The 26,930-nt window shown below is 68.7% G+C and carries 42 protein-coding genes; 26 read left to right on the top strand and 16 right to left on the bottom strand.

From position 1 onward, the window contains the following. The first annotated feature begins 427 nt into the window (after positions 1–427). The 18 genes from QN141_13555 to QN141_13470 all read left to right on the top strand — a co-directional run bounded on the left by QN141_13555 (position 428) and on the right by QN141_13470 (position 8,629). A complete protein-coding gene (locus QN141_13555) occupies positions 428–886 on the top strand; it encodes a hypothetical protein (GenBank protein MDR7559503.1) in 459 nt (152 codons plus the stop codon). A gap of 154 nt (positions 887–1,040) precedes the next feature. Beyond that, on the top strand, positions 1,041–1,226 hold the full coding sequence (locus tag QN141_13550; GenBank protein MDR7559502.1) for a hypothetical protein: 186 nt from the start codon (positions 1,041–1,043) through the stop codon (positions 1,224–1,226). A gap of 32 nt (positions 1,227–1,258) precedes the next feature. Continuing rightward, on the top strand, positions 1,259–1,423 hold the full coding sequence (locus QN141_13545) for a hypothetical protein (protein ID MDR7559501.1): 165 nt from the start codon (positions 1,259–1,261) through the stop codon (positions 1,421–1,423). Between the two features lie 4 nt (positions 1,424–1,427). Then, positions 1,428–2,627: a hypothetical protein gene (locus QN141_13540; protein ID MDR7559500.1), complete on the top strand. Its 1,200-nt coding sequence runs from the start codon at positions 1,428–1,430 to the stop codon at positions 2,625–2,627. Next, on the top strand, positions 2,620–3,762 hold the full coding sequence (locus QN141_13535; protein MDR7559499.1) for an AAA family ATPase: 1,143 nt from the start codon (positions 2,620–2,622) through the stop codon (positions 3,760–3,762). The genes QN141_13540 and QN141_13535 overlap by 8 nt, the downstream gene beginning before the upstream one ends. Further along, positions 3,762–4,352 (top strand): toprim domain-containing protein, encoded by a 591-nt coding sequence (locus QN141_13530; GenBank protein MDR7559498.1) that lies wholly within the window; start codon positions 3,762–3,764, stop codon positions 4,350–4,352. The genes QN141_13535 and QN141_13530 overlap by 1 nt, the downstream gene beginning before the upstream one ends. Further along, positions 4,339–4,539: a hypothetical protein gene (locus QN141_13525; GenBank protein MDR7559497.1), complete on the top strand. Its 201-nt coding sequence runs from the start codon at positions 4,339–4,341 to the stop codon at positions 4,537–4,539. Before QN141_13530 ends, QN141_13525 begins: the two co-directional genes overlap by 14 nt. 80 nt (positions 4,540–4,619) lie before the next feature. Further along, positions 4,620–4,940, top strand: coding sequence for a hypothetical protein (locus QN141_13520; GenBank protein ID MDR7559496.1), 321 nt, complete (start codon positions 4,620–4,622; stop codon positions 4,938–4,940). 169 nt (positions 4,941–5,109) lie between these two features. Continuing rightward, positions 5,110–5,256 carry a hypothetical protein gene (locus tag QN141_13515; GenBank protein MDR7559495.1) on the top strand — a complete coding sequence of 49 codons (147 nt, stop codon included), beginning with the start codon at positions 5,110–5,112 and terminating at the stop codon, positions 5,254–5,256. A 288-nt stretch (positions 5,257–5,544) separates the two neighbouring features. After that, positions 5,545–5,916: a hypothetical protein gene (locus QN141_13510; protein MDR7559494.1), complete on the top strand. Its 372-nt coding sequence runs from the start codon at positions 5,545–5,547 to the stop codon at positions 5,914–5,916. Positions 5,917–6,066: 150 nt separating this feature from the next. Beyond that, complete coding sequence (locus tag QN141_13505; GenBank protein MDR7559493.1) at positions 6,067–6,219, top strand: hypothetical protein; 153 nt, start codon at positions 6,067–6,069, stop codon at positions 6,217–6,219. Positions 6,220–6,376: 157 nt separating this feature from the next. Beyond that, the gene (locus QN141_13500) at positions 6,377–6,565 is read left to right on the top strand and encodes a hypothetical protein (GenBank protein ID MDR7559492.1); all 189 of its coding nucleotides are present in this window, start codon (positions 6,377–6,379) and stop codon (positions 6,563–6,565) included. 212 nt (positions 6,566–6,777) lie between these two features. Further along, positions 6,778–6,939, top strand: coding sequence for a hypothetical protein (locus QN141_13495; GenBank protein MDR7559491.1), 162 nt, complete (start codon positions 6,778–6,780; stop codon positions 6,937–6,939). 167 nt (positions 6,940–7,106) lie between these two features. Further along, positions 7,107–7,550, top strand: coding sequence for a uracil-DNA glycosylase (locus tag QN141_13490; protein MDR7559490.1), 444 nt, complete (start codon positions 7,107–7,109; stop codon positions 7,548–7,550). Continuing rightward, positions 7,547–7,741, top strand: coding sequence for a hypothetical protein (locus tag QN141_13485; GenBank protein ID MDR7559489.1), 195 nt, complete (start codon positions 7,547–7,549; stop codon positions 7,739–7,741). Before QN141_13490 ends, QN141_13485 begins: the two co-directional genes overlap by 4 nt. Positions 7,742–8,123: 382 nt before the next feature. Beyond that, positions 8,124–8,288, top strand: a complete 165-nt coding sequence (locus tag QN141_13480) for a hypothetical protein (protein MDR7559488.1) — start codon at positions 8,124–8,126, stop codon at positions 8,286–8,288. After that, positions 8,285–8,434: a hypothetical protein gene (locus tag QN141_13475; protein MDR7559487.1), complete on the top strand. Its 150-nt coding sequence runs from the start codon at positions 8,285–8,287 to the stop codon at positions 8,432–8,434. Before QN141_13480 ends, QN141_13475 begins: the two co-directional genes overlap by 4 nt. Positions 8,435–8,482: 48 nt before the next feature. Beyond that, entirely contained in the window at positions 8,483–8,629 is a 147-nt protein-coding gene (locus tag QN141_13470) for a hypothetical protein (GenBank protein MDR7559486.1), read from the top strand. Between the two features lie 1,917 nt (positions 8,630–10,546). On the opposite strand, the gene QN141_13465 is transcribed toward QN141_13470, so the two are convergent. Genes QN141_13465 through QN141_13445 form a run of 5 tightly spaced genes read right to left on the bottom strand, consistent with a single transcriptional unit; the run spans position 10,547 to position 12,159 of the window. Then, positions 10,547–10,813, bottom strand: coding sequence for a hypothetical protein (locus QN141_13465; GenBank protein MDR7559485.1), 267 nt, complete (start codon positions 10,811–10,813; stop codon positions 10,547–10,549). A 17-nt stretch (positions 10,814–10,830) separates the two neighbouring features. Beyond that, positions 10,831–11,094 carry a hypothetical protein gene (locus QN141_13460; protein ID MDR7559484.1) on the bottom strand — a complete coding sequence of 88 codons (264 nt, stop codon included), beginning with the start codon at positions 11,092–11,094 and terminating at the stop codon, positions 10,831–10,833. Then, on the bottom strand, positions 11,054–11,527 hold the full coding sequence (locus QN141_13455) for a DUF5664 domain-containing protein (GenBank protein MDR7559483.1): 474 nt from the start codon (positions 11,525–11,527) through the stop codon (positions 11,054–11,056). Before QN141_13455 ends, QN141_13460 begins: the two co-directional genes overlap by 41 nt. Beyond that, the gene (locus tag QN141_13450; GenBank protein ID MDR7559482.1) at positions 11,524–11,943 is read right to left on the bottom strand and encodes a hypothetical protein; all 420 of its coding nucleotides are present in this window, start codon (positions 11,941–11,943) and stop codon (positions 11,524–11,526) included. The genes QN141_13455 and QN141_13450 overlap by 4 nt, the downstream gene beginning before the upstream one ends. 3 nt (positions 11,944–11,946) lie before the next feature. After that, on the bottom strand, positions 11,947–12,159 hold the full coding sequence (locus tag QN141_13445) for a hypothetical protein (protein ID MDR7559481.1): 213 nt from the start codon (positions 12,157–12,159) through the stop codon (positions 11,947–11,949). Positions 12,160–13,491: 1,332 nt separating this feature from the next. Here QN141_13445 and QN141_13440 point away from each other — a divergent pair. From QN141_13440 to QN141_13405, 8 genes are all read left to right on the top strand, one after another. Then, on the top strand, positions 13,492–15,360 hold the full coding sequence (locus QN141_13440; GenBank protein MDR7559480.1) for a DNA polymerase: 1,869 nt from the start codon (positions 13,492–13,494) through the stop codon (positions 15,358–15,360). Positions 15,361–15,796: 436 nt separating this feature from the next. Further along, complete coding sequence (locus QN141_13435; protein ID MDR7559479.1) at positions 15,797–16,489, top strand: hypothetical protein; 693 nt, start codon at positions 15,797–15,799, stop codon at positions 16,487–16,489. A gap of 10 nt (positions 16,490–16,499) precedes the next feature. Next, positions 16,500–17,621 carry an AAA family ATPase gene (locus QN141_13430; GenBank protein MDR7559478.1) on the top strand — a complete coding sequence of 374 codons (1,122 nt, stop codon included), beginning with the start codon at positions 16,500–16,502 and terminating at the stop codon, positions 17,619–17,621. Then, positions 17,611–17,934, top strand: coding sequence for a hypothetical protein (locus tag QN141_13425; protein ID MDR7559477.1), 324 nt, complete (start codon positions 17,611–17,613; stop codon positions 17,932–17,934). Before QN141_13430 ends, QN141_13425 begins: the two co-directional genes overlap by 11 nt. A 603-nt stretch (positions 17,935–18,537) precedes the next feature. Continuing rightward, positions 18,538–18,708: a hypothetical protein gene (locus tag QN141_13420; GenBank protein MDR7559476.1), complete on the top strand. Its 171-nt coding sequence runs from the start codon at positions 18,538–18,540 to the stop codon at positions 18,706–18,708. Between the two features lie 106 nt (positions 18,709–18,814). Beyond that, a complete protein-coding gene (locus QN141_13415; GenBank protein ID MDR7559475.1) occupies positions 18,815–19,096 on the top strand; it encodes a hypothetical protein in 282 nt (93 codons plus the stop codon). A gap of 35 nt (positions 19,097–19,131) precedes the next feature. Then, positions 19,132–19,458, top strand: coding sequence for a hypothetical protein (locus QN141_13410; protein ID MDR7559474.1), 327 nt, complete (start codon positions 19,132–19,134; stop codon positions 19,456–19,458). Next, a complete protein-coding gene (locus tag QN141_13405; GenBank protein ID MDR7559473.1) occupies positions 19,455–20,015 on the top strand; it encodes a ribonuclease H-like domain-containing protein in 561 nt (186 codons plus the stop codon). The genes QN141_13410 and QN141_13405 overlap by 4 nt, the downstream gene beginning before the upstream one ends. Positions 20,016–20,492: 477 nt before the next feature. On the opposite strand, the gene QN141_13400 is transcribed toward QN141_13405, so the two are convergent. The 11 genes from QN141_13400 to QN141_13350 form a co-directional block, all read right to left on the bottom strand. Then, complete coding sequence (locus QN141_13400) at positions 20,493–20,759, bottom strand: hypothetical protein (GenBank protein ID MDR7559472.1); 267 nt, start codon at positions 20,757–20,759, stop codon at positions 20,493–20,495. A 120-nt stretch (positions 20,760–20,879) separates the two neighbouring features. Further along, the gene (locus QN141_13395) at positions 20,880–21,044 is read right to left on the bottom strand and encodes a hypothetical protein (protein MDR7559471.1); all 165 of its coding nucleotides are present in this window, start codon (positions 21,042–21,044) and stop codon (positions 20,880–20,882) included. Beyond that, positions 21,041–21,748 (bottom strand): serine protease, encoded by a 708-nt coding sequence (locus QN141_13390; protein MDR7559470.1) that lies wholly within the window; start codon positions 21,746–21,748, stop codon positions 21,041–21,043. Before QN141_13390 ends, QN141_13395 begins: the two co-directional genes overlap by 4 nt. Before the next feature lie 13 nt (positions 21,749–21,761). Then, positions 21,762–22,076: a hypothetical protein gene (locus tag QN141_13385; GenBank protein ID MDR7559469.1), complete on the bottom strand. Its 315-nt coding sequence runs from the start codon at positions 22,074–22,076 to the stop codon at positions 21,762–21,764. Positions 22,077–22,078: 2 nt separating this feature from the next. After that, positions 22,079–23,404, bottom strand: a complete 1,326-nt coding sequence (locus QN141_13380) for a hypothetical protein (protein MDR7559468.1) — start codon at positions 23,402–23,404, stop codon at positions 22,079–22,081. 8 nt (positions 23,405–23,412) lie between these two features. Then, positions 23,413–23,724, bottom strand: a complete 312-nt coding sequence (locus QN141_13375) for a hypothetical protein (GenBank protein ID MDR7559467.1) — start codon at positions 23,722–23,724, stop codon at positions 23,413–23,415. A gap of 2 nt (positions 23,725–23,726) precedes the next feature. Further along, on the bottom strand, positions 23,727–25,229 hold the full coding sequence (locus tag QN141_13370) for a hypothetical protein (GenBank protein MDR7559466.1): 1,503 nt from the start codon (positions 25,227–25,229) through the stop codon (positions 23,727–23,729). A 9-nt stretch (positions 25,230–25,238) separates the two neighbouring features. Continuing rightward, on the bottom strand, positions 25,239–25,700 hold the full coding sequence (locus QN141_13365; protein ID MDR7559465.1) for a hypothetical protein: 462 nt from the start codon (positions 25,698–25,700) through the stop codon (positions 25,239–25,241). Positions 25,701–25,712: 12 nt separating this feature from the next. After that, on the bottom strand, positions 25,713–26,057 hold the full coding sequence (locus tag QN141_13360; GenBank protein MDR7559464.1) for a hypothetical protein: 345 nt from the start codon (positions 26,055–26,057) through the stop codon (positions 25,713–25,715). Between the two features lie 11 nt (positions 26,058–26,068). Next, entirely contained in the window at positions 26,069–26,434 is a 366-nt protein-coding gene (locus QN141_13355; GenBank protein MDR7559463.1) for a hypothetical protein, read from the bottom strand. A gap of 24 nt (positions 26,435–26,458) precedes the next feature. After that, the coding region (locus QN141_13350) for a hypothetical protein (protein ID MDR7559462.1) at positions 26,459–26,930 on the bottom strand (472 nt) is incomplete at its 5' end.

Genomic DNA, 26,930 nt, shown 5'->3' with positions numbered 1-26,930 from the left:
GTCCCCCCCTGCGGCGTCGTTCGGCGCCACAGCCCGTCACCTAACCGGGGCCCCGTGTCCCCAGGCCCCCGGTCCCTCTCTCCTGGTCTGCTGGTCTGCTGGTCAGACCACACCACGGTACCTGGGGTGGCACGCCCGGACTTTCAGCGTTTCAGCAACTCGCTGAAACCCCACTTTCAGCAACACGCTGAAACCCGTGTTTCAGCAAACGGTACTCGACACCCGCTAAGTCTTATTTTCGCCTTATTTTTCGCGGACTTAGCTAGGGATATTCCGGCCCCAGTACTCCCCATAGGGTGCAGGCGACAGTTGGGGCACAGCGAACGCGCTGCCCCGGTGATGGGGATAGGTGATAGGCGCGGACGTTGGAACGCAACCCGGATAGGGAGGGCAGTATGCTTAGGCGCTAAAGAAAGGGGGTTCCTGTATGGATCACAGGTCGGAACTGCGGGCGGCGCTCGCCGCCGCCCGGCGGGCGCCCGAGCGCCTGGCGCGGGCGCTGTCGACGTACGCGGCGGAGAACGACCTAGCCGGGGTCAATCCCGGCGGGGCGTTCTCTAGGGCCCTCGTCCGTGCCCTTAGGGACTTGGGACTCGTCCCGAAGGGCGTCAGCACGCCCTGCCCCAACTGGGGGCAGGCGTGTGTAGTTGCCCACGCCCTGGCCCGGGGCGTGAGCCTGGACGAGCGCGCCCAGTGGGCGGCCGTGGTAAAACAGGCCCGGGAAGCATTGGGCCTGATCCCTCCGCCCAAGTCGGCGGAGGAGCGCATTGAGGCGGCGATAGCCTCGCTCGCCAAGCGGGCGGGGCTCGACGCCCGTACCACGGCCAGGATTCGAGCACTTGTCCGAATCCGCGAGACGGCTACGGCCGCCACGGCCGTAGCCTAACGCGGTGGGGGCCGTGCGTCAAACGCGCACGGCCCCTTTTTTTTTGTCCAGACACCGGCGCCGCCAGAAAGGCCGGCGCCGCCAGAAAGGACGGGGGGTGTGACCTATGACGGCGAACGAGTCAGAGCTCGTCCGTGCCGCTTCCAGGGCTGCCGTGGTCGCCCAAGCGCTGTCCACGGCGCTCTACGCGACGGCGCTGGCCGCCGCCACGGGCGACCGTGGCGGTTACCAGCAGATGCTGCAAGAAGCCGCCCAGCTGACGGCGGCGCTTGACGCGGAGCTCGACCCGCTCCGCGGCGAGCTCCTAGCCCAGGCGCCGCCGGGAGAAATTCCCTCTTGACAACCACCGCTCCTACTAGAAAGACTAGCTCCGTGCCGCGGCGCCGCCTGGCCTTCTACGTGATCTTTGGTGTCGCGGTGGAGCGGTGTTTGGCACGGCTACACGCCAGCGCGGACGTGGACGTCTACGTGAATGTCCTCCCCGCCGACCGTGTTGCAGTCCTGCTGGAGGATTGCCTCGTCCCCACCAGGAGGTGAGATTGTGAGTGTCGAAAGGCCGTTCGTCCCCACCAGCGCCTTGCCGGAGTACGTCCGGCGGGCGCTAGAAGGCTTCGAGATCAAGTACACACCGGAGCCGGTCGACGGCTTCGCCGCCGCGACCGACTTCGACAGCAAGACGATCTGGATCCCCCGCTCGTCGTGGGACGCCCGGGACGACCGCGTCCGGGCGGGGATACTTGAGCATGAGGTCAACCACTGGCTCATGGGCTACCCGCTGCTGGCCCGGAAGCTCCGCCGGGACGGCCCGGTGGATCCGCTGACACTCAACCTGGCCAGCGACGCGGTGATCCACCACCACCTCCCACACCTGCCCGAGCTCGTCCCCGGGTCGGTCACCTTCGAGCGGCTCGGGCTCCCGCCGATGGGCGTGGTCCCCGCTTACCACGCCCTGCGAAACCGCCCGCCGCAACTCTGCGGTGCCGGCGCGGGGCAGAACGACGACGACGCCGCACAGCGGTGTGGCGGACTCGGCCAGTGCGACGCGGGGGCGCACCCCTGCGGGGCGCAGCCCGACATCTCGCCCGGCGGGGTGATTGCGCTCGCCGAAGCCATCGCCCGGGCCAGCACCGCCCGGGATTACCCCCACGAGCACTTCACACAGCAAGCCTGGGTCGATCCAGGCTGGGGCCGCGGTGTCGACCAGGCCCCGCCGCCGCCCTGGGTGTGGGTGCTGGTGCGGCTGCTGCGCGGGCACGCAGCGTGGGAGCCGCGTCCGGTCGTCTGGCGAGAACACGCCGCGCTGCCCGACTGCTTTGGGATCGGGGCCGAGAGAAAGAGCCTCGATCTCGACCTGATCCTGGACGTCTCCGGGTCGATCACGGACGAGGCGGTCGCCGCGGCCGTGGCGGCCCTGGACGAAAAGCCGCTGCGCCGTGTGCGGGTGCTGGTCTTCAGCACCGACACGGTCGTGGTCGACCGCTCGGACGTCTCGACCGTCCGGGAGGTCATCGCACGAATCGGCGGCGGCGGGACGTGCTTCCTGCCGCCGGCGACGCAGCGGCGCGCGGGCGTCCCCGCTGTGTGGGTGACCGATGGCTACCCAGGTGACGGGTGGCCTAAGGAGCACCCGGGCGGGGACTGGTGGGTGATTGTCGACCCGGACGGGCAGACGCCGCCGCCCAGCGCCGGGGTGGTTGTCTGGAAGGCGGCGAAGAACGAGAAGGAGGGGGAAGATGGGTAAGAAGAAAGCTGAGAGCGAGAAGCCCACCGAGGCGGCCGCGGCGCCGGAAGAGCCCCGGCCGCCCTACCGTCAGGTGATCAAGGACCTGGTCCGGGCAGCCTTGATCGACGGCGGGCCGGGCCAGGATCTTGGCATCCCCCTGCTCCTGGGGGATGTCGGGGTGGGCAAGAACCACCTGGCCGAGGAGCTCGCTCACGAGCTGGGCTGGCGGCTCCAGGTGACGATCCTCGAATCCCTGCCCTGGTGGGAGCTGGGCGGGGTCCTGGTCCCGCCCTGGCGGCAACAGGACCGCCGCCGCCGTGAAGCGCTCGTTACCTCCTACTCGCGCCCGCCGGGCTGGCCTTGGTCGGACAACCAAGACGATCCGGTCTTGTGGGTCTTGGATGAGTTCGACAAGGCCGAGGGGGAGGTGATCACACCCATCGCCTCCCTGTGTACGTCAAGGGAATGTCACGGGCACCGGCTCCAACCGGGCGTCCGAATGCTCGCCCTAGCCAACGAGTTTGTCCGGCCCCTGCCGGACTTCGTCGTCAACCGCATGCTCTGGTTCAACTACCCGGAGCCAGGGCGGGAGCAGGCGGACGTCGAGGAGTCTCTCCCCACGCTCAAGTGGTTGGCAGAGGGGCTCGTCGGGAGCCGCCCGGCTCGGCGGCCGGCCCGGGTGGTCTCGAAGCGCACCTTCGCCTACCTCGGCCGGTGGATCCAGCGCCGGCCGGACCTCGTCTTCTCGAAGTGGCACCAAGAGGTGTTAGTCCGGGCTCTCTTCCCGGACAACGTGGTCGCCGAGGTGGTGAAGCGGCTGCAGAGCTCGGTCACCACGAGTGACGTTTGGGAGGCGGCGCTCCGCGTTGCCTCGGCTGGGCAGTTACTGGACCTGCTGCCTCGCCTGCTCTGGCAGCGTGATGAAGCGCTCCGTGCCGCGCTGCCGGAGCGCCTCTACACCATGATGCGGGAGGACCCCACGAACGAGAAGACGTTGGCGGTCCTAGCCGTGCTGATGCTGGGGGCCGAGCTACAGGACTTCGTTGACGCTCCAGAGTTCAACGCGGAGACGTTGGAGCGTCTCCGCCAAAAGGCTCAGGAGATCTACACAGATCTCCAGAAGAAGAACCTTCGGTTCGTGTATCGGTCGTGATGGTGCGGCCTTACCCGCCCATTGAGCGTCGTCGTGCGACCCCGCGGCGCGACCCGGCCGCTTGGGAGGAGGCCCGAGCCTACCTCCGCAAGCGCGGTCTCGATCCGGAGCTGGCCCGGGATCACGGCTGGTACGCGGCCCAGTGCCGGGACGGGCTGCGGCTCGTGATCCCGACCACGGTCCCGGGCTACTGGCAGGCCCGGGCGTTGGCCGGCCAGGAGCCTCGGTACGTCAGCGCGGCCACCGAGCGCGGACCGGCCCTGGTCGTAGTCGCCCCCACCACGCCGATCCGGCTAACGTGCGTGGTGGAAGGGCCGCTGGACGCGCTGGCTGCGGCGATGGCCGGCGCCCTAGGCATCGCGACCATGGGGACGGCCGTCAACCGGGAGGCGCTGACCGCGCTGCGCGCGCGGGCGGTGGGCCGGGTCGTAGTGGTCGTGGACACGGACACCGCCGAGCTGGCGCGGTCCGTGCTCCACGCGCTGCCGCTGGCCCGGCTGGTGACCGTGTACCCCTACAAAGACCTGGCCGCGGTCCCGGTGGATGTCCGGGCGCGGCTGCTAGGGAGGTGGCTGGATGAATCTTGTTGAGGAGCTTATCAACACCACAGCGGACGTCGCTGAGCTGGCGCAGCGGATCAGCGAGGAAGTCGAGCAGATGCGGCAACAAGCCCGTTTACCGCGCGGTCCACTGAGCGACGTCTCTGTGAGGCTGCGCGACGCCCGGCGTGAGCTGCGTGCGGCGCTGACGGTCCTCAGAGCGGGGGCTCCGCGATGATCTACACACCCGACTCAGATCAGCCGGAGGTGTAGACGATGACCTACACACCCGACTCCTATCAGCCGGAGGTGTAGGCGATGAAGATCCCGCCCGTGATCCGCCGCCTGTGGGCTGACGCCCACCGCCGTGGGATGGACCTCGAGCACTACCTGCTCGAGGTGCTGGAGGTTGCCGCCAGCGAGCTCCACGACGTGGACGGGGCACCGATGCCTGTGGTGGAGGGCGAGCAGTGGCAACACGTCCGTGCCTTCTTCACGGGGCAGGGCAGCCGGCAGCTTCGGGCGTTCCGGCGCTTCGTCCGCGAGCTCGCCGGCACGCCGTGCCTGTGCGTGGGGAAGGAAGTGACCTGCTGGGCCTGTCGGGCCCAGCGGCTCTTGCGAGGAGAAGGCGATGGCTAGACGGTGCGCGCCAGGCCGCGGTGGGATCCCTTACGGGGTCGACCCCGGGGAGTTCGCGGTCTGCCCGAAGTGTGGTCGGGCCGTCCGCGTGAGGTTCAGTGTAGACGGGGCGTGCTTAGGCTTCCCGCCCCACAGCCCGACGCCGCCGCGCCGGGGAAAGGAGGTACCGATGAACCGTCGTGAGCTCGTCGCTACGTACCGGGCGTACGTGCGGGCGTACGGCCCGCTCTACGCCTGGTCACATTTCGCGGCCCATCACCCAACCGTCAGCCTCGAGGCGCTCCTCGAGGCGTGGAAGGAGGAAGACCGTCAATGAAGCTTACCACGCCATGCCTGCAACGTGCTGTGTGGATCCGGCCGGTGCCGGGCCGGTCGGATCTCCGCGCCGTCACGCTGTGGCGGCGCGAGCCTGGGGAGCGTGGCACCACCCACGTCACCCGCGTCGTACCGACAGAGCGGCTCCACGAGCTCCTTCGGGGGCTCCGGCCTGTGGGTGACAGCTTGTGGGTAGGGTGACACGATGATCTACACACCCGACTCAGATCAGCCGGAGGTGTAGACGATGACCTACACACCCGACTCCTATCAGCCGGAGGTGTAGGCGATGGTGACGCTGGAGGAGGCGCTCCGCGCCCACACGTTCCACTACGGGCGGTGCCGCGTGGACGTCGGCCCGCGCGGCGGGGCCCAGCACCAGATCGAGGCCTGGCGGCGAGCCGGGGCCACGAAGACCTGGAAGACGCGGCCGGGGGAGTTCCGGGTCCCGCTCCGACACGGGTTGTGGGCGTCGGCAGAGCTGAACCACGCCAACGCCCACCTCTTCCACGCGGCGGAGAACTGCCCGCTGTTCGTCAGCGGGCTCCAGGTCCACGGAGCCGTGGAGGGCTGGCTGGGTCGGACAGACCAGGGCCGGTTCCTCGCGGGAGGGTGGGAACGTGGTGGCCAGGTCGTCGCGGTCGAACTCACGCTGGCGTAACCGGCATCTCTACTTCGAGGACGACGTGCAAAGCGCGTCGCTCCACTGCTTCCCTGAGCGCCTGCGCGTGTGGAACGGCGTTCACCGGTGGCGGCCACAGCAGGAGATCCGCGTCTACGTGGAACCGTGCGTGGCAGGCCTCGTCGAGGTATGAGCCTCCATATCTACTTCGTTGACGCAAGCCAGGGAACCCGGGGGGTGTCGCTCCACTGCCCCGGGGGCGGGCTGCATGTGGAGAAGTCCGCGCGCCGATTCGCCCGCGGCGCGCGCATCGCCGTGGTGGTCGGGCGGTGCGCCTGGTGACTCATGAGTAGGACACGCTACCGACACCTCTGCTTCGAGCACCCAGGGCTGTTTGCGTCACTCCACTACACACACGACAGGGTGTGGGTGTGGAGCAGGAATGCCGGGCGGGACGCGCCTCAACCTATCGTTGTCTACATCGGATGGTGCCATACCTATGGCGGGCGTTGATCGTCTGTCAGCTAAGCACCTGGTGTTCAGCGCCCTCGCGTGGCTGGTGGACCCGACGCTCCACACCGCGCCTGGCCTGCACCTGAAGATCACTGCGGCCAGCCCGCCGCTGCTGCCGGCCGACGACGCGCTCGTCGAGGTCATAGTGGCGCCGTGCACTAACTGGTGGGTGTGAGGAGGTGACAGAACCGTGAAACCGAAGGCACAGACGATGCATCCGATGCACCTAGGCTTCGTGACCGAGAGGCCGGGTGTCGAGGTGCACCTTCACAGCCCGTCCCCGCGCCGGCTCGTGGTGTCGGCTCCAGCCTTTCTACCGGGCGACGTGCGCCTCATTCAACTGATCATACAGGGCCGGAGGTGTATACGATGACCGCCGGAGGCCACGTGGTCTTCGAATGGTACAAGCGCATAGGCACGCTCTACCAGCTCGGCCACATTGACGCCACACTCCACGTGACCCCGGAGCGCCGTGTCATCGTCGCAGCGTTCGAGGTTCCACCCGACGCGGCCACGGTCGCCGTGAGTCTCGGCGGGTGCGAGTTGTGAGGAGGGTGCGATGCTGAAGAAGCGCGTCCGTCTCGTCTGTAGGACGTGCCGCCTGGACGCCCGGGCGGCTAGCCTGGCCGTTGGACTCAAGCTGCTGGAGAACCACCGAGGCCACCGCGCCGCGGTGGTGCTCTACTCCCCGAAGCGGGCTGAGGTATCATAAGCCCATGCGGGGAGCCGAACACCGCCCCGAGTGCCAGGAATGCGGGGCCTGGCGGCGTTGCCAGCGCCCGTTCATGGGGCCGGAGATCCCCGACGGGTGGACCGGGCTCGCGCTCGTTGTCGGGGAGCGGCCGGGCCAGGACGAAGACCGCAGGAGCGGGCGTCCGTTCACGGGCCCGGCCGGTCAACTGCTTCGGGAGCTTCTACGACGAGCCGGGTTTACAGAAACCGACGTGGCGCTGGCCAACGCGGTTCAGTGCGCGGCCCCGCAGAACCGCACGCCGACCATGCACGAGGTCCACTGCTGCCGGGGACTCCTGCTGGAGTGCATTCGCACGCTCCAGCCCAAGGTCGTGGTCGCGCTGGGCGGGACGGCTCTCAAGGCCCTGGTCGGTGCGGGGGACGTCCACATCCTCCGTGCCCGCGGGCGTGCGCTGAGACTAGAATGAGCCTGCCTGCCCTGGGCTTTGTCGCAGGCGGTTTTACCGTGCGCCTGCACGCTGACGGGGTCGTCGTCAAGTACTACCAGCCACGGCGACGGGCCGTGGTCCACGTCTACCTGACCGACGGTGAGTGGGATAAACGTACTGCCGGCCTTGGACTTTACAGCCGGCCGGTTCTTCGCAAGCCTGTACGCTGACGGGGTCGTCCGTAAGGCCTACAGGCCGCGGCGACTAGCCACAATCCGCGTCTACCTGATTGGAGGGATCGCACCGAAATGAGTGCACCGATGTGCCTGGCCTTTATCGCCGACCGGTTCTTCGCGGTCTTGGAGTCGGACGGGACCGTCCGCAAGGCCTACAGGCTGCGGCGACGAGCCGAGATCCGCATTTACATAACTGGCGGGAGGTAGAGTGACATATTTGGAGGGAGGGGATGAAGAAGTACAACCAGCACCTCTACATCGCAGTCGATCCAGACAGGCGGGGGGACGCCCTGGTGCTCCACGCTAACGCGCGGGTCGGTATGCACGTCACGGCAGATCCAGCCCAGAACTCAGCGGTTGTGATCTACCTGTACACGTGTCTAGAGCCCTGAAGCAGCACCTATTCTTCTGGATCGAGCGGGCGGAGTACCGCGCCAGTGTGGTCTGGCTTAACTCGGACGCCGTCATCACCGTCACCAACGGCCGGGTCCTAGAGGGCGACGTGATCGCCGTGAGGCTGAACCCTCGCCGCAGGCTATGAGCCGAGTGTGGGGGAACGTGCGCACGCCACTTCGACGGGGCGCGGTCATAGAACCGAAACTGGTGCCCGGCGGGCTGGTTGTCTGGGCCGACTGGCACGTGCTCGTGGTGCTGGCGACCGACGACGGGAAACTGCTTGTCGCCTAGGATACGCCTCGTCGTACACCTCGGGGCTTGCACCTACACCCCTAAGCCATGAGGCACAAACATATCTACTTCGGGATCGTTGCGGGGTACACCTTCTCGCTCCACATCGGTGGGCGTCTTGGCTGGCCGCCGGCGGTCACCAGGATCTACAAGGGCATGCGCATCAACGTGATCCTCGGGACATGCACCCTATGACCAAAGCCCAGCGCCTTCACCGCCACATCCGACCAGGCTCCAGAGTCACCGTATCTATGCCCAAACACCTTCACCTGATCGTCCAGGCAGACGGCTTCTACTTGTGCGTCGCGCTGCACACGCACGCGCACGTTCAGGCGCCGCTCATTGCCCACCGACGCATACAACCCGGCTACAGCGTCATCGTGTCTTGCGAGGGACCATGCCGAGTCAACAGGGACGGAACCATCTCTCCATGATCATCGACGGCCACGGCTGTGTGACGATCCACCGCGTGGCGCACGGGGCCGAGAGCCGGTGGGAGATCGGCCGGTCCACCCTTGCGCACGTGTGCGAGGACACGCGCGTCGACATCTACCTGGAGCGGTGCCTGCTCGGCCTGCCCCCACGTGACAGGATCGCGTCGGGGGCTACGAGGGTGATCCTATGGCATCCTTGCCAGAAGTGAGCACACACCTCATCATAAAACGGAGCCACTCGGGCCGCGCCACAGAGGTCCACGCGGCGCTCCACGCGACCGCCATGATCGAATGTACGCGGCCGCGCCCGACGGACCTGCATGACGCGACCTTCCTCGTCTACGTCGACGAGTGCCTCTTGCGGCGGGCGTCGGAGCTACGTGACCACACGCTCCTCGTCTTCTTGGACAGATGCCACCACTGACTCCCCCGTCTCACCTCATGATCGACCTGTCGCACAGCGTTATAGAGCGCGTAAGCCGCCAGGCCGCCAGCGTGACGCTCCACGCACACGGCAGGATCGACTGTGTGTGGGCGGTCTCGGCCGACCTGCACGGCGCCGTCTTCCGTGTCGCCTTGGGGCCGTGCTACCTGAAGCGCAGCCCATGACGGGCGTATCTCAAGAGCCGCAGCACCTCTATATCATGTCGGACGATGGCTACGTCCTGCTCCACCGGGACAGTAGCGTCTGGACCAACCTCGAGAAGCTCAACGCGGGTGGGGCTGTGATCGTCGCGCTAGAGAGCTGCGCGTTCGACCGGAGGTTGGCGCGGTGACACCACATCTGGTCATAGAGGTCGACGGGTGGTGGGTGGGTGTGCTATGTGTCGGCCCGAGTTTCATCTGGCCGTCGCGGCAACGGGTCATCCCGCCAGACGCGGTCGTCACGTGCTTCCTGGAAGCCTGTCGACGGGCCCACAGCCGATGAAGCCGCCCACGACCGTTGAGATCGAGCCGCCACCCGGGCCGCACGTGGAGAGCTACCTCTTCGCGACCATCTACCACAACGGTCGCCGGAGCTTCCTCTGGCTCCACTCCGGCGGCCCGCTGGGCGGTGGTGTAGGAACCAGGTGGCAGGCGCCACCACAGCTCCTCGACAACGCAGAAATCCACCTGACGTTACGGGTCTGTCGGTGCAAAGAGCGTCGATCGTGAAGGGGCAGCACCTGGACGTCTACATCGTGTCCGACGTGGGCTGGTGGCGTCTTTGGCTTCACCGCAACGGCCGCGTCGAGCCGAGCCAGTGGGCCCCGCCACCACCGGGGATCCTCGACCACGCGGAGATCACGCTGACACTGGAGGATGGTTGTACGCTATGAGCTACTACGGACAGCCACGCCACCACCTCCTCATCACGGTCTTGTCCAGTCACGACTGGTGGTGCGTCTGGTTACACTGTAACGGCAGCTTAGAGAACGACTTCTGCCTCGAGGCTACATCGCCGCCACGGGTCCCCAGCGACGCCAGGGTCATGCTCACGCTGGGGGACTGTACACAGTGAGCTACGATGGACCGCGACGCTACATCCACCTCCTCATCCGGCTTGAGTCCGGCAGCACCCGGTGGCGCGTCTATTTACACGGTCACGGCGTCCTAGAGGCCACACCACCACCGCCTGAGGTCCCTCGTAACACCAAGGTCGTACTCATGCTGCGGGACTGCTTGCTGGTTGGTCTCTCTACCGCCGCCGTCGCCGTCGGACCTCGACAATAGGCCGGCACACGTTCTGGAGAATAGCCTGGTCGAGGATGTCCACGAGGGCGTGTTGGAGCTCGTGCAGCAGGACGTAGCGTCGCTCGGCCAGCGAGAGGTCCCGGGCAATGGAGATCACGCCCGCCGAGGCCGTGTCGTCGTACTCCCACCACCCGCTGTCGCCCTCGAGGTCTTCCCGCGGGACCACCCGCACGTAGACCAGGACGCCAGGCAGGATATAGAGCCTACGCAACCGGAAGGGGCGGATCCTCACGTGTCGTCCTTGAGGTCGAGGGCCAGGCGGTGGGCCTGGCCGCTACACACGATGAGGTTCGGGGCGAGCGGACCGCCGTCCTGGACCGGGGGCAGCACGTCGTGGTGCTGGTGGGCCGGCGGGGTAGAGAAGTGCTCATCGGAGGCGGCGATCCATAACCGCGCAGGCGCGGGGTCGGTCTGCTGGTGGCGAAAGGCCCGCCGGAGCTGGGCGAGGATGCTACGACGGCGCCGTCGTGAGGTTCGGTTGCGGCCGGTCATCCCCCTCCCGGTAGCGACCCAGGAAGTGCATGAGGACCACGACGTGCCAGAGCGCGTGCGCCAGGTGCGGCAGCCCGCTCTCCGGGTCGTCGGGTTCTCCCGCCAGCCAGGCGGCGATATGCCGTCGGAGCGCGGCGTAGGCCCAGCTCCACGGGTACCCGCGCTCCCAGTTCCGCGGGGCGTACTTCCCCGCGCCCCAGCCGAAGACCTCGGCCAGTCGCGTCGGCCACCCAGGCCCCAGCGCGAAGGCCAGGATTAACCCCACCCGTACCAGCTCCGGGCGCCCACCACCATGGTTCCAAAACACGTCCAGCGACGCCCAGAGATCGCTGAACCCCGCGGTGAGGAGCGTCGTGACACTGTCGGGCAGGAGATCGTAGCGGGCCAGCTTGACATCCTTCTCGCCGCCCGTGATAGGATCACGCTGCCTCACGGTAGACGCTGGCTTATCCACTCAAGCGCCCCGATGAGGTCCTCGCAGGCGTAGGAGGCCAGCCCGTGAAAGATGTTCCGAGCCGGACCGACCCGAACGACGGGGAGCTTGTGCGCGAGCGCCAAGCCGTACTCGACCTCGCGTCCGCCCCGCAGCGCTCGGCTTCGCGTGTCGAGCACCAGCACGTCCGCGCTCTGGATGTCCTGGACGTCCTCTACGGCGATCCGATGCTCCCGTGCGTCGAGGTCGACGAACTCGCGGTCGATCCACGCCTCCGGCGGCGGTTCCCCGTCGCGGTGGAGCCAGCGGCTGACGATCTCGAGCCGTCCGTGCAGCCCGAGCAGCCGCACCGCCTCCTCGAGCTCCCTTCGCAACTCGTTGCGGTCCTCGTAGACTCCCGCGATGTAGACGCGCATGGCCTACTCCCGCGTCGGGTAGCACGCCGACGTGTAGACCTGCCCGTAGGGGAAGTCGTACGCGGCGCGGGCCGGCTGCGTGGCTTCCTCGAGAAGCCGTCGCGCCTCCTCGCACGCCTCGCGTGTCGGCGCGGTGTGGTACTGCGGCGCGCTTTCGTTGTCTGCGACGACCGCGACGAACGCCCAACTCATGATCGCTGCAGCGAGACTCCTCACCCTGGCCTACCTCCTTGCTGGCCCCCCTGTCGGTATCCCACCCGCACTTCCAGCAGTGCCACCGCTCAAGCTGCACGGCCGTGTAGGTATCCCACCCACACTTCCAGCAGTACCAACGCCAAAGACGTGGCTGGTTCCTGCGAGCCGCAGGAGAGTCTGCGTCTAACAGGAGCTCCGACCCACACTTGCCGCATACAGGTTGGTCCATGAGCACAGACTACCACAAGATCTTGGGCCTGTCAACAGGTGTGTACCAGCCAGGGAGAGCCTCATGAGTGATCGGCCGACAGTGGACGTCTGTCTTGATGTGACGTGCCTGTATTTCGTCTTTCACGACAGACCCCTGGTAGTGCTGTTCGACACCGAGCGGGGGGCGAAGCCCCTGATTGGCAAGGTCATAGCCCCAGCAAGTCATGCACGTCGCCCAAGCTTAGATCTATACTGGTGGTTCAAGTGGGGGTACAGGACGTGGATAGACTGACGGCCGAGCCCATTACAGTTTCTGTAGAGTACGTGAGGGTTAAGTGGATCCCTAGCAGAACAGGGGGTTACGCCGTAGAGGACGGCTCTTACCTCGTACTGTACCCGATCCTACGGACCACGTGGTCTTACGTATTCCTGTCATCCCGCGGAGAGATCCGCAGTCTGGCGTACAATGTCGTACAGACGTAGTACACACACATCGCACATTGCCGTAGGGGTTGTGCCTTACAGGCACAACGTACAGTGCCGTACGTAGTACACTGCCGTACGAGTTACGCCCTCCGGGCGTAACGTACAGTGTAGTACGTAGTACAGTGTTCTATGAAGGGCTGGGTATGTGACCAACGGCGAGGCCCTCAAAGGCCTCGCCTATACCTTCTCCCCCGCAGAACCGTTCAGTGTCCCAACTTGGGGGTGCGGTCTGACCAGCAGACCACACGGGCGGTGGTGTGTCCGGCCCGGGGTGTAGGGTCGACCGGCCCGGCAGAAGGCCGCCAGAGGGCCGCTAAGGCACCTAGGATCGAAGATCGGCGGGGGGGCCGCTATTACCCTATTGGCCACCCTACGATCAGGGCTCCTAGGGCCCTTTACGGCCCCGTAGGCGTGGGGTGGCTCCGCGGGCCGCCCGTGTGGGCCGGGCGCGACTCAACGCTTGACGGCCCCACAGGCAGTGGGGTAGGGTGGCGCCAGCAGGGCCAACACGCCCGTCGTTCGGAGGTGTAGAAAGTGGCTACCCGAGGCCGGAAGGCCGAGCCGCTTGGCCGAGCCCAGTTGGTCCTCCCTACCCTCCACCCTGCGGCCGTCCTCAGAGCCGGTGGGGCGGGGGACGGAAGCCTCTACCGGGAGCTGGTGATCCGGGATCTCCGTCTGGCCCGTGAGCTTGCGGACGGGGGGCGGGTCCTGGACTGCCCGGAGGGCGTCCCCTCCCCAGGCTCGGCCCTCGCGGTGGACACCGAGTGGGACGGCCAGGAGCTCCTGGCTGTTGCGGTCGCTCGGGAGCAGGCCGCGGTTGTCGACCGTGAGACCTTCGCCCGGCTGACCGAGACCACCCCCCTCCTCCTCGGCTACAACATCCCCGGCGATCTCGACCAGCTCATCGCGCACGGCTGGCTCCCGCCGCTTGACAGCTACGTCTCCGGTCGTGGTATCCTCGACGTGATGCTCGTCGCAAGAATGGCCGAGGAGCGGCTGCCGAAGTACGATCTGGAGAGCGTCGCGGCCTCGCTCCTGCCTGACCCGGTTCCGGCCTGGAAGGCTCAGACCCGTGCTCGCTACGTACGGACCTGGTCGCGTGAGGAGCTCGAGCGTCGCTGCCGGTGGGATGCCTGGATCACCTGGAAGCTTGGTCGTCTCCTGGCCCGTCGGGTCTCTCGCCGACTGGTCGAGTACACGCAGCGGGTCGCGATGGTCCTCCACCGGGCGACGCTGGCCGGAGTGATCGTGAGCCGGAAGGCCTTCGAGGCGCTGCGTGCCGAGACCGCGGCCCGGGTGGAAGGGCTTCAGCGGCGGCTGGTCGAGCTTTCCGTCCGCTCCGGTGGCCCGAGCGACTTCACGCCTACGCGCGGCCGGCAGGTCCGGGATCTGCTCTTCGGTCGGCTGGGGCTGGTCCCGGTCGGCTACACGGCGAGCGGCGAGCCCCAGGTGACGCGGGACGCCCTCCGCCGCCTGCGGGAGAGTGCGGAGCCCGCCGCAGTAGAGGTGATCGACGCGCTCCTGGACTGGTCTCAGGCGGCGAAGCTGCACTCAACCTACGCGGCTGGCCTCGAGCGGCATCTCCGCCCGCTCCCGGACGGCCGGCTCTGGTTGCAGTTCCACTTCCGCGCGCTCGGGGCCCGGACTGGCCGGCGCTCTGCGGCCGCCCCGAACAGCCAGAACTGGCCCCGCCAGGTCCGGGGCCTGGTGGTCTCGCGGTGGCCTGGCGGGCAGATCGTCGAAGCCGACCTCCGCCGCCTGGAGGCGGTGATCATCGCCTGGCTGGCTGGGGACGAGGAGCTCATGCGCGTCTACGCGGACGGCGGCGGCTACATCGAGGTCGCCCGCCAGCTCCTCGGCCGGGAGCTCACGGAGGATGACCCACAGTACCGGAACGTCAAGGGGGTGATCCTCGGCGTGCACTACAACATGGGCCCCGAGCATATGGCCGAGCAGCTCTGGGCCCGTGGGCTCCGGCTGGCCGATCCCTATGAGGCGCACGAGCGCGAGACCGTGCGCTTGCACCGCGCCTACCTCGAGGCCTTCCCGCGGCTCCGGCGCTACATGCGCCTGATGGCCGCCGAGCGGGAGCGGCTCGGGCGGGTCGTCTCGGTCACGGGGCGTGTCCGTCGGCTGGTGGGGACCGGCAAGCACGTGGAGAACCAGGCCATCAACTACCCGGTCCAATCCCTGGCCGCGGATGTGATGGCGGCGATCCTGATCGACCTGGAGGAGCGGATCCTGGCCGAGGCGGGCTGGGGCCTGGGGCTGTGGCACGCGCGGCTGCTCGAGGAGGCCCGGCGGGCCGAGCGTGGCGAGCTGCCTGACTGGCCGGAGGTCCCGACGATTGTGAACGAGGTCCATGACTCGGTGCTGGTCGACTGTCCTGGGGCGTGGGTGGAGCGGCTCCGCGGGCTGCTCGAGGCCGCGGTGGAGGAGCGGCGGCCGCTCCGGGAGTTAGCCCCGAGTACGGCTAGCTTGCCGATTCGGGCGAAGGTCACCGTGTCGCCCTGCTGGGGCGGCTGAAGGAGGCGTAGGAAATGGTGTGGGAGAGTCGTGAGCGGTGGCGCAGGCGTGCGTCGGGTCCCCCGCGTAGCGGCGGCGGACCGCGGCGTGGCGGCGGTGGTGGGGGGAACTTCCTCTCCCTGGGTGTGCTCTGGCCCACGCGCAGGCGCGGGCTCTGGACCGGCCGGATCTGGCCGGACGCCTACAGACAGCTCAGCCGGCTACTGGCTGAGTGCCGTGAGGATGGCGCGGAGCTGAGCCTCTTTCTCTGGCGGGCCGAGCCGGGGGAAGGGCGCGAGTGGACCTACCGGCTCTCGGTGGCTGTATCGCAGCCACGGGGAGACGGCGCCCCACCGCGTGGACGTCCTGTCCGGCGGGTCGAGGAGCCGGACGACGAGCCTGAGGAGGAAGACTCGTTTGCGGCGGAGCTCGAGCGGGACGGAGGGGCACCTGAGACGTGAGCGTGGACTTCCGTCTGGTGCGTGAGGAGCGCTGGGAGGGGCGCCTGCTCACCGCGGCGGCGGCCTCGCTGGCCGAGCAGCAGCGGACGCGCCCGGAGGGACTCCACGTGACCGACCTGGTCTCGCCCCTCAGGGCGTACTGGCGGATCACGGTCCCCAAAGAGCCCTCGAGTCGGGAAGTCGGGCTCTACGTCATCGGGCACCAGCTCCACGAGATGGTGGCGCGCCTGGCCGGCTGGACGGTTCCCGAGCCGGCGTGGCACGAGGAGGTAGGCGTCTGGTACTCGCTCGACGCCCGCCTCGAGGATGGCACGCCCGTGGAGATCAAGACCTCACGCGCCCTCTGGCAGCCGCGGGACGCCTCGGATGGGCTCGGACTCTATCTCCGGCAGCTCCTGATGTACATGGCGCTGACGGAGCAGCCACGGGGGCTCCTCGTGGTCTGGTACATCATGCTCCGGGACACAGATGGGAAAACCACCCCTCGCCCGCTGGTCTGGAGCGTCCACGTGGAGCCCTCGACCCTCCCGCTCATCCGGCAGGCTATGCGCGAGATGGCCGACCACCTCCGACGGGCTATCGAGGACCGTGACCCCTCGGACTTGCCTCTGTGCGAGGACTGGATGTGCGAAACCTGTCCTTGGTGGCATGACTGCCAGCCGCCCGGGCGCTATGAGGCCCTGATCTGAGGAGCGTGGCGTGACAACGCGGAGCGTGCGGGTATCACCGGATCTCGAGCGCGCCCTGCTGGCCGCGGTTATGGCGGGCGTGCTCCCGCGGGAGGAGGTGAGACCAGAAGAGCTGAGCGTGGAGGGACAGCGCGTCTACGCCGTGCTCGCTGACGCCAAGCCACCAGTCCCCCCGGAAGCGCTGTCCCTCCTGCTCGCTGAACGCTACGGCTGGGACCAGACGACGTGCGCGCAGATCACCACGGCCCTGGGGCACGCGCTCGGCGCGGCCGGCGCGGCGAGTACGGCACGGCGGTACGTGCGCTCCCGCTACGCGCTGGTGCATCTCATCAACGAGGCCACGCGGCAGATGGACGCCGGGGCGCTCGACGTCGACGCGCTGCTCCGGACCATCGCGTCGCTCCGGCCGGATCCGGGGCCCACGACCTTCGCCGAGCTCCTCGGGGAGGGCTGGCTGCCGCGGGTCCCACGGATTCCGCTCGCGTCGCTCCCCGAGATCTCCCAGCGGCTCGGCGGCGGACTGGTCGGCTTCACCGCGCTGAGCGGGGAGCCTGGGGTCGGCAAGTCGACGCTCGCGCTCCAGGCCGCGCTCGACGCCGCGCGGGTGATGCCCGTGCTCTACTACGATCTCGAGAACGGCCGGTATGCCACCGGCGATAGACTCCGCGCGCTGTTCAACGGGGACGTCGAGGCGGCCCGCCAAGCGACGGCCCGGCTCTACTACCGTGACACGGCCGCGACGATTGAGACGGACCTGCTCGCGGTGGGGGCGCCCGCGTTCGTGGTCGTGGACTCGATCCAGAAGCTGCCGACGTCGGTCGAGCACCGCCGGGCGGGCATTGACCGCTGGGTCCACCGGCTCGAGGGGCTCAAGCGCCGAGACTGCAACGTGCTCGTGGTCTCGGAGATCGCCCGCTCGCTGTACGGGAGCGAGGCCTGGGTCGGGGCCTACAAGGAGTCGGGCGAGATCGAGTACGCGGCGGACCTGGGGCTCCAGCTCCTCCCGGACGCCGGCGGGCGGGTGGCGGTCCACGTCGTCAAGAACCGCCACGGCGCGTGGCGGGGCGTGGTGGGCCGGCTCCGGCGCGAACGGGGGTTCAAGCTTGTGGAGGATGAGGACTTTGGGCGGTGAGCGAACCGAGCGTCACGGGAAGCTGATTCGCGTCGAGCCACCGCGCCTGGACCGGCGCTTCGTCCTCGTGATCCCGGGGATTTGGGGGCTCCTGGGGTTCGACGTGGACGCGGTCGAGCCGGTCACGACCGCCTCCGGGGTCGTGGCGTGGCGCGGGCTCGCGGACGGTGAGCTCGTCTGTCAGTTCCCGTCAGACGAGACCTACCGGCTTGTGCCGACCGCGCAGGTGGCGTTGGCCGGGTGGCCTGAGGTGGAGGACGACGATCCGAGCGAGGGTGACGACGATCCGGCGGTACGGCGGGGCTACATGTAGTGGTCTGGCACGGGGACGGGTAGGCGGTGGCGACGTTCCTTGGGATCGACCCGGGGTGGGCGAACTGCGGGTTCGCGGTGGTCGACGGGACGCGGCTCCGGCAAGCGTGGACGTGGCGTCCGAGGACGCGCACGTGGGTCGACCGGTGCCGTGAGCTGGGGCGCTACATGGACCGGTTGTTGGACGAGCTGGGCGAGGGGGTACGTGTGGGGCTGGAGACCGTCCAGTGGCACGGCCGCCGCACCGGCCTGATTCGCCTGGCCATTACCGTGGGCGTGCTCTGGGGGGTGGCGGTGGCGCGTCGGGTCGCCGAGGTCAAGCTCTACCCACCGGCGCTCGTCAAGCGGCTCGGGCTGCCGCGCGGCTGGCGGGCGGTCGACGAGCACGCGCGCGACGCGACCGTCGTCGCGTGTCTCACCGCGGGACGGACCCTCCCGAGCCCCGGTGGGCGACGCCGCCGCGCCGGGAGTGCGCGCTGCTCTGGGCGGTGGTGGCGCAGGGCTGCCGCGACGCACGGGCGGGCTCGGCGGAGGCGTGGGGGTGGCTGTGCGACGACGGCCGCGCGTGGGTGCGTTGGCTGGTCGGTCGAGAGGAGGAGCGGCGATGGTGGACGAGGGCGCGACGGTGGACCGCCCGACGGGCATCGACTGCCCGGCGTGCGAGTCCGCAGAGACGCGGTGGCAGTACGAGGGCGACGACGCGCGAGACGTGACCGCGCGGGTGTGGTTCGTGTGTGACGTCTGCGGCCTCCGTCGGGGGCCGTACAAACTCTAGGGGAGAGGAGGTGATGAGGTGGCCAAGAAGAAGCCGGTGCCGCGTACGCGACCGAAGCCGAAGTCGCTCTACTAGGGAAGTCAGCAACACAAAGGAGGGGTTGAAGATGTCTGAAGTAGGACGTCCGTCGGTGCGGCCTAAGCAGCCGTGCCCGGAGTGCGGAGGGGAGTACTCAGCGCTGGCGGATCACCGCCGGCGGTACCACGGGGTTCGTCAGCGCCGGCCGCGGCTGCTGGGCGAGGTGATCCAGATCGGCGAGCCGACGGCCGTGACTGTGCGGGTGATGTCGGCCAAGGCGGCACGCGAGGTGATCGTCTACGGGCTGCCCATGGCCGACGTGGTCGACTTGATCAGCTCGACCCTCCGGCAGCATATGACACGGAGGTGACGTGAAAGCCAACACGCCGGCGTGAGGAGGTGTGCGTGATCCGAATCAAGCCAGGGGTGCGGTGGGAAGGCATCCGCCCCGAGGCGGTGTTGGGGATCGTGCTTGCTGACCAGGTCTACGCCAGCCAGGGTATCCGGGAGATGTGGGTGACCTCGATCACCGAGGGCGCCCACAAACCCGGCAGCTTCCACTACCGTGGGCTGGCGTTCGACCTCCGCATCCACAACGTTCCCCAGGCCCTGCGGACGTTGCTGGTCGACCGGCTCCGCGAGGTGCTCGGGGACGAGGAGTGGGACGTCCTCCTGGAGACGGACCATATCCATTGCGAGTACGATCCCCGCCAGCCGAGGGCGGTCACGTGAACCGCGAGGAGGTCCAGGAGCTCCTCGCGGTCGCCGAGCAGGCCCGGGCGATCGTGTTTTGGGATCTCGAGACAACCGGGACCGGCGCGGACTACGACAGCGTGCTCGTGGGCTGTGTCAAGCCCTACCGGCGGCCGGTGGAGATCTTCCAGGTCAAGCGCCCGGGGGATGACCGGGAGCTGGCCGAGGCCCTGGCCGAGCGGCTGGGCCAGGCTTACATCTGGGTGACGTTCTACGGGCGGCGGTTCGACGTGCCCTTCCTGGAGTCGAGGTTGCTCCACCACGGGCTCCCCCCGCTCCGACACCGGCCCCACCTCGATCTCTACTACCTCGTCCGCCACCGGCTGGCCCTGAGCCGGCGGAGCCAGGCCCACGTGCTCCGGTGGCTTGAGGCCCCGGAACAAAAAATGACCCTCTCCCCGGATACCTGGAACGAGGTCGTCAGGGACCCGGAGAGAGGGCTCCGGACGCTGGTACGACGGTGCGTGAGCGACGTGCGCGGGCTGGAGGCGCTCTACCTGCGGCTCAGGCGCTGGGTGGCGACGCTACGCCCGTGAGCGCCCCGGGGGTGTGCCCGTCGTGTCGGGCGGTCCTGTTACGACGTGGGATGGTCTGGCAGTGTCCCCAGTGCGGCCAGGGCGGGACGAGCTGTGCCTTCTGCGGCGCTGACGCGCTGCTGACCATAGGAGAGTTCGGGTGGCTCTGTCCGCAGTGTCGGTCGTCCTACGGGGCGGAGCCTGTCGCCAAGTTCTCCATCCTGTGAGCCGGAGCCACGCCCAGAGGACCCACCGGAGTGGCCCGGTGAGCCGCTCCCGGAAGACGCGGTCCGCCTGAGCCCGGGTCAGCGACCGGCCGGTCACCGTGCGGCCCTGGCGGTAGTGGACGTCGAGCTCGACCACGGCGTCCGCCCACCGCGGCGGGGCCAGGAGGTAGTGCGGGGCCCCGACCCTGACTGCCGCCAGGTAGACCCGAGACCAGTAGAGGTCGTCTGCCCCCAGCCCCAGCCGTTCCCAGAGCGTGGCCAACCACAGCGCCTACTCCGCCTGACACTCGCGTGGGGTGCCCCCCAGCGCCAGGCAGGCGGCCTTGAGCTCCCGCACGAGGGCCTCCCAGTCCTCGCGCAGGACGAGGAGGCAGATGTCGGGCGTGCCGCCGACGCGGCAGCCGAGCTCAACCGGGGCTGCCCGGAGCTCCGGGATCTGGACCCGGTAGCTCCAGGGGCGGAGCGTCAGGGCGCACCCGGAGCTCCCCGCCCACACCGCGAGACTCAGCAGCACGGCGCCAAGCCGTGGCTTGCTCACCCAGCCGCGCCAATTCTTGAGCCAGTTCATAGCGGACCTGGTCGCGGACGGCCCGGTGCTGGAGCAGCTCCCGGAGGAGCTGGACCGCGAGCCGAGCCAGGAGCTCCGCGACGAGCTGGGTCACCGCTTGTTCGTGAAGTAGCCCCAGACGGCGCTCGCGGCGGCGGCCAGGTAGCCGACCACGGAGAGCCAGAGCGGGGTCTCCGGCGGGGCGTTGAAGGTCATGAGGGCGGTGGCGATAGCGACGACAAGGCCCATCACAGTGGTGGCGAGATCCTTGCTCACGAGGCTACCTCCTTGGGGGTGATGAGGTCAAGGGCCCGTCGGAGCGCGCTGACGGGCGTGACGTAGAGGCGCTGGCGGTTCGGGGCGGATTCGTCCTGGTCGAGCCCCCAGAGGACCCCCACCACGTTCCCGTAGTGATCCATCACGGGGCTCCCGGAGGCGCCGGGGGCGATCATGCTCGTCTGAGCCACAACGACCAGGGAGCCGGGGAACTTCGTGGAAGGCCCCTCGACGACCCCCGCGGCGACGTGCTCGACCCCGAGCGGGAAGCCGTGGACGTAGACGAGCTGGCCCTGTGCGGGGTCGGCCTCTGCGAGCGTGAACCAGCGCTTGTCCGGCCCGCGGACGTCCGGCGCGGTCCCGATCGCCAGGTCCCACGCGGTCGCGTAGCCCTGCCCTTCGACCGCCACACGCCAGTCGACCCAGCCGAAGACCGTCGAGTCGGTCGCGTCGCTCACGAGTGTCGCCGCCCGGCAATGCCCGGCCGAGACCAGCCAGGAGACGAGGCTTTCCGCTTCCCGTGGCTGCGTCTGCCGGCCGAGCGGCCCGCCCGGGTCGATCCAGAAGGCCGTGCACGCCGGCTGCCGGCCCTCAGGCGTGTCGAACCAGAGCCTGGCGAGCGCTGTGTCCCCAGTGGTGTAGGGGGCGGCGAAGGCGACAGCAGCGACCAGCAGTGTCAGGAGCGCGGCAAGCCAGCGTTTCATAGTGATCTCCGACTTAGAGGAGCTGGGCGAGGGCTTTGACGGCGGCCTTGAGCCCGTCTAGCGTGGTCGCTGTATCGACCGCGTCGGCCACCGCTCGAAGAGCCGCCTGACGGGCGGCGAGAACTGGGTTCACGGCCGGTGGGGTCGGTGGCGGCAGGGCGGTCCCGTCCGGCGCGAGCGTCCAGCCCGGGCTGGCTGTGTCGTGCTTGACCAGGAGCTGGCCGGTCGCGGCCGCCAGCTCGGAGGCGAAGGCGTCGTCTGCGACGATGACGTTGAGCACCTGGCGGGTGCTTGGGTCGATGATCGCGTAGCGGGGCACGGTTGACACCTCTAGCCGTACTCGTAGATGATGACCACGCCCGGGGCGCCGTTTCCGCCCGCCGCCGTGTATGGGGTGCCCGTGTTGTTGAGCGCGCCGCTCCCGCCGCCCCCGTAGGGGGTGCCGTTCACACCTGGGCCAGGCGTGCCGGAGGGTGGGTAGTAGCGCACGACCCACCCACCAAGCCGACCGCCCGCGCCAGCCGGGTAGCAGGTACCGAAATTGCTTAAGGCAGTGACTGGGACCCCAGCGTCACCTTGGGAGGCCACAGACGCCAGCACGGCGCTCCCGCTCACGCTGGCTGTTCCACCTTGGCCACCTGCCCCGGCAATGGTCTCGTTGGCCCCCCCGTAGGCTCCACCAGTCCCACCGTTGCAGGTGATCGAGACGGCCGTCCCTGACGACACGGTGGTGGCTCCACCGTTCCCACCGTTCCCTGCCGCCACACCACTGCCGCCTGCCCCAACCGTGATGGATAGGCTGCTGATGGACGTGACGTCGACCCATGCGCGGGCGTAGCCGCCGGATCCACCCCCTCCACCACCACTTAACACGGATTCAATGTTAGTGGTGCCGGCGCCCCCGCCGGCTCCACCGCCGCCCACGGCCTCGATCAGGACCCGCACCACGTCCGCGGGCTTGTTCCAGGTGCCGCTGGACGTGAAGACCCGGACCGCCCGGAGGTTTCCTTCCGCGAGGAGATTCGCCCGGGCGCCGGCGGCAGTCCCGGCTCCTGTCCCACCGAGTGAGATCGCGACAGGCGTGCTGAGGGCGAGGGTAATGTTCTGACTGAGCGCCCCACCGCCGGTGAGTCCGGTTCCAGCGGAGACGGTGCGGTCGCGTGGGACGGCCCAGTCTGTGTGCCCCAGCCACAGGCATGGGATGACGGCCGTCCCGGTGCTCACGCTCTGGAGTGCGATGGCGAGCGCCTCGACCGCGTTGTCGGTACGTGCGCTGAGCGCTGCCGATACGGTCGGGCTCTTGCGGAGGGTACCGCCAGCCGTGACTGGGGCCTGAACGAGGGTGTTGTGGACACCCATCAACCCAAACAAGCCCTGAGCCCCGTTGGCGACCGCGCCCCCGACCGTTTTGGAGCTTGAGCTGGGCGGGTTGCCGAGGCACACCCCGTAGGACGCGCCGGTCGCGGTTGAGAGCGTGACCGCCAGCGCACCGCCCGAGACGGTGAAGGCGACTACGTCGCCTGGGTTGAGGGTGGCGCCGCTGGCGTTCGTGGCCCGAACCCCTGCGAGCGCAACCCGGTTCCAGTCCGAGGCTAGGACGAGCGAGGTGTCGGTGCTGTCGGCTTTCGCGGACGCGAACTGGTGCCAGACTTCCACGGTCTACCTCAGGGCACCCCGCGCATGATCTGGAAGCGGAAGATCTCTGAGTGGAACGTCGAGGTCCCGCCGGCGCGGATCACCTGGACTTGGGCCTGGTAGTCGCCGGCGGGGAAGAACCCCGCGGGGATCGTGAAGGACACCCGGCCGGTTGGGCCGTCGACAATGGCGCCGACCCGCACGCGGGTCGTCGTGTCCTGTGGACGCTTGGCGCGGAGGTTGATGGTATCCCCGGCCTGGAGGGTGACGGGCGTGGTCCCGTCGGCCTGTCTCAGATAGACCTCGAAGGTGACGTTGTCGTCCGTCTCGAAGAATTCCACGGCTAATCTCGCACGATGGTGAGATCAGGGACGCGGACAGTCTCGGTCTCGCCCAGAGAGGTCCGCAACCGCTGGACGGCGCCGGCCGGGACGGTCGTCGGGAGCGTGCGGGTCTGGTTGAGCCTCGTCCTGCGAATGACGGCCTGGGTCCCCACCGTGGTCGCCACCCGCCGTGTGACGCCGAGCGTGGTACGGAGGATCCGCGCCGGAACCACCCGGCGGCGGGTGATCGGTGGGGCCTCGTCAAACTCGGCGGCGCTCCGGGCGAGGGTGCCGCGGACCCCGGCGATGGTTTGGGCCGCGTCGGTCTCGGTGGCGGGGACGAGGGCCAGCGCCTTCCGACGGGGGAGGAGGCGTGCCTCGTCGCGTTCCACGGGGGTAGCCAGCACGACCGCATGCCGACGGCCGAGGTCCTGCGCCGCCTCGGTGCTGGTCGCGGCTGCCAGGGTTAGGCTGTGGCTGGGTGGGATGACCCGGGCCTGGTCGAGTTCGGTGGGGACGACCAGCGCGAGGGTGTGTCGGCGGCCGAGCGCGAGGCTCTCGTTCGTCTCCTGGGCGGGGACGAGTCGGCGTCCCCGACCCACGACCAGGGCCGACTCAGTACTCGTGGCGTTGAGGATTGCCCGGCGCTTCCCACGGCCGAGCGTGGCGGAGCTATCGGACTCCGTGGCCGCCACGAGGGTGCCACGGTGGATCCGGCCGAGGTCGACGGCGGTCGCGCCTTCGGTGGCTGTGACGAGTGTCCGTCGCTTGTCGCGGAGGAGCGCTGCGGAGAGGTCTGACTCCTCGGCGGGGACGAGCGTCCGTTGGTGGGACGGCGGACAGGGAAGCGCGGTGTTGAGCTCTGTGGCGGGCTGGAGGGACCGTCCGCGGCCGATCCGGCGGGCCTGGTCTGCCTCGTTGGCGGCGCGGAGGCTCCCGGCGATGTTGATGAGTGTGGCTTCATCGGACTCGGTCGACGCCCCCAACAGGCGGCCCTTGCGACGACCGAGCTCCACAGCCGCGGCTCCCTCGTTGGCCCGGACCAGCGTACGCCCACGGACCCGGCCTAGAACGGCGCTCTCGTTGGCCTCAGTGGAGGGAACGAGGGCCCGCCGCTTGGTACGGCCGAGAGCGACGGCGGTCCCCCCCTCCAGCACAGTCTCGAGGGCGCGCCGCTTCCACCGACCGAACGTACCGGCGGCGTCGGTCTCGGTGGCGACCACGAGGGTGATGCCGTGCCGCCGGGTGAGATCGGTCGCGGTGTTGGCCTCCGTGGCCGGCTGGATCGCCTTCCGCTTCTGGCGCCCCAGGGTGGGGACCGCGTCGCCCTCGACGGCCGTGGCGAGGGTGTTCTGGTGCCGGCGGACCAGGGCCAGCGCCGCATCCCCTTCGGTCGCTACGCGGAGGCTTCGGCCCCGGCCGAGCGCCCGGGCCGTATCCCCCTCCACCGCGGGGACGAGCGTCTGGACGAGCGGCTGGTGCTGGAAGGCGCCGGTGTGAAAGGCGCTGGGCTGAAAGGCCACGGGGTGGTGTTAGGAGGCGCGGAAGAAGACGTTGACGACGGCCGTGATGTCAGAGCCGTCCGGGGTGATGTTGAAGTCGTGCTGGGTCATGGGGATGAAGTTCGCCGCCACGTTGTCACCTTGTCGGTTGTAGTTGAAGATAAGATCTGTCCAGCTCGTACCGGCCTGCACGGCGGCCCAGGTGATGTCGCCGACGTCGAGCTCCCAGACGTCGTTGACGTCATCTGGGTTGGTGGCGGCGAGCCCCGCGGCGTTGAACGACTTGCGGGTATAGCCGGTGTTCGTGACCTCGTCGGTGTCCGTGCGGTCGATGATCTGCTGGAACGTGTCCAGGTCCTTGAGCGCGGCGTCGCCGGCTGAGGTGGTGATGGCCGTGACGACGAGGAGCGCGGTGGAGGGGTCCCCACCGTCCACGCGCTGGTAGAACTCGACCGCGCGCCCCAGCGAGATGTTGTAGACGAAACTAGGCATAGGCGTGTCTCCTTAGCGGACCCGTACGGCGAGCCAGCGGTGCTCGACCTTGAACCCGTACGGTGCCTCCGGGTCAGGGGAGGGTTGGTTGGGGTGTTGTCGGGCGACGTGCTCCGGGGCCAGGTGTCGGGGGATGACGAGACCACAATGCGCGCACCAGGTCCCGGGCTGCCGCACAAGCTTGTAGACCACCCGTGGGTGGGAGAGGAACTCGATGGCTGGGCACCCGTCGATCTTGAAGTACTTGATCCACCCCTCACGGACGCCCTTCCGCAGCCACCGGTGGGGAAAGAGCCGGACCGGTTGCGGCTCGGGCCGGATCAGGACCCGGTGGATCCGGCGGTCCCTGGTTGCCAACCGTGTAATGATCATTGCACCACGATGCGGGTGTTGCCCGGCGCGGACGGCCGCCGGCCGGCCTCAAACGTCACGCTGTTCGACGGATCTGAGACGCCGAAGGCGTTATACGCCTTGGCGACGCAGGTCCAGGTCCCGACGCTGTCGATGGCCTGGCTCAGCGGCATCATACGAGCGTTGGGGTCCGCGACGTCGGCGACAACCGTGCGCCCCTGGACGTTGGTGCACTCCGTCCGAAAGCCGTCCGCGGGGCCCATGGTCCCCTGGCTCCATTCCCACTCCAAGCGCCCGCGGTCGATGTCCACGAGGATCGTGAGCGGCGGTTGTGCGGCCGCATGACCGACGAGCAACCCCACGCCGAGTGCGAGTCCGAGCATCCTGCGCATCCCTGCTCCTCCTGCTTAGCGTCCGACTCCCACGAGGAGTCGTCGAAGGCCTGTCGGTGGTGGTGGCGGCGGCGCGCCAGCGGGTCTGGACCAGCCCCGCCAGAGCTTTCGGGGCGCCCACGCGACGGGCGGGCCATCTTCGAGCGTCAGCGTCCCCGAAGCGGTGAGCGTATTGCCGTTCCCCGAGTAGTCTTGGGTGAAGGCCGAGGCGGGCCCTTCCATAGGGTTGCAGTACCACAGGTCCGCTCGGCGCACGGGCATCGCGTACCACCGCTCGGCCTCAAGCTCCGCGACCGTGAGCGCGGCCGTCCACGCCTTCACGCACGCCATGCGGCCGTTGAACCACTCGCCCGTGAAAGACGAGTCAGCGAGTCGCCACCCGACGGGCGTATATCCAGTCCACGCCGGGTCCTGGCTGTCGCTCAAGGTGAGCGTCGCATCATTCACGCCGGCGCCGTACGCGCGCGCGTTGCCGGGGCCGATGCCG

The organism is Armatimonadota bacterium (assembly GCA_031459765.1).
In the GTDB taxonomy this organism is placed as follows: domain Bacteria; phylum Sysuimicrobiota; class Sysuimicrobiia; order Sysuimicrobiales; family Kaftiobacteriaceae; genus Kaftiobacterium; species Kaftiobacterium secundum.
The sequence above is the reverse complement of the archived record's forward strand: the minus strand, read 5'-3'. Positions and strand labels throughout refer to the sequence as shown.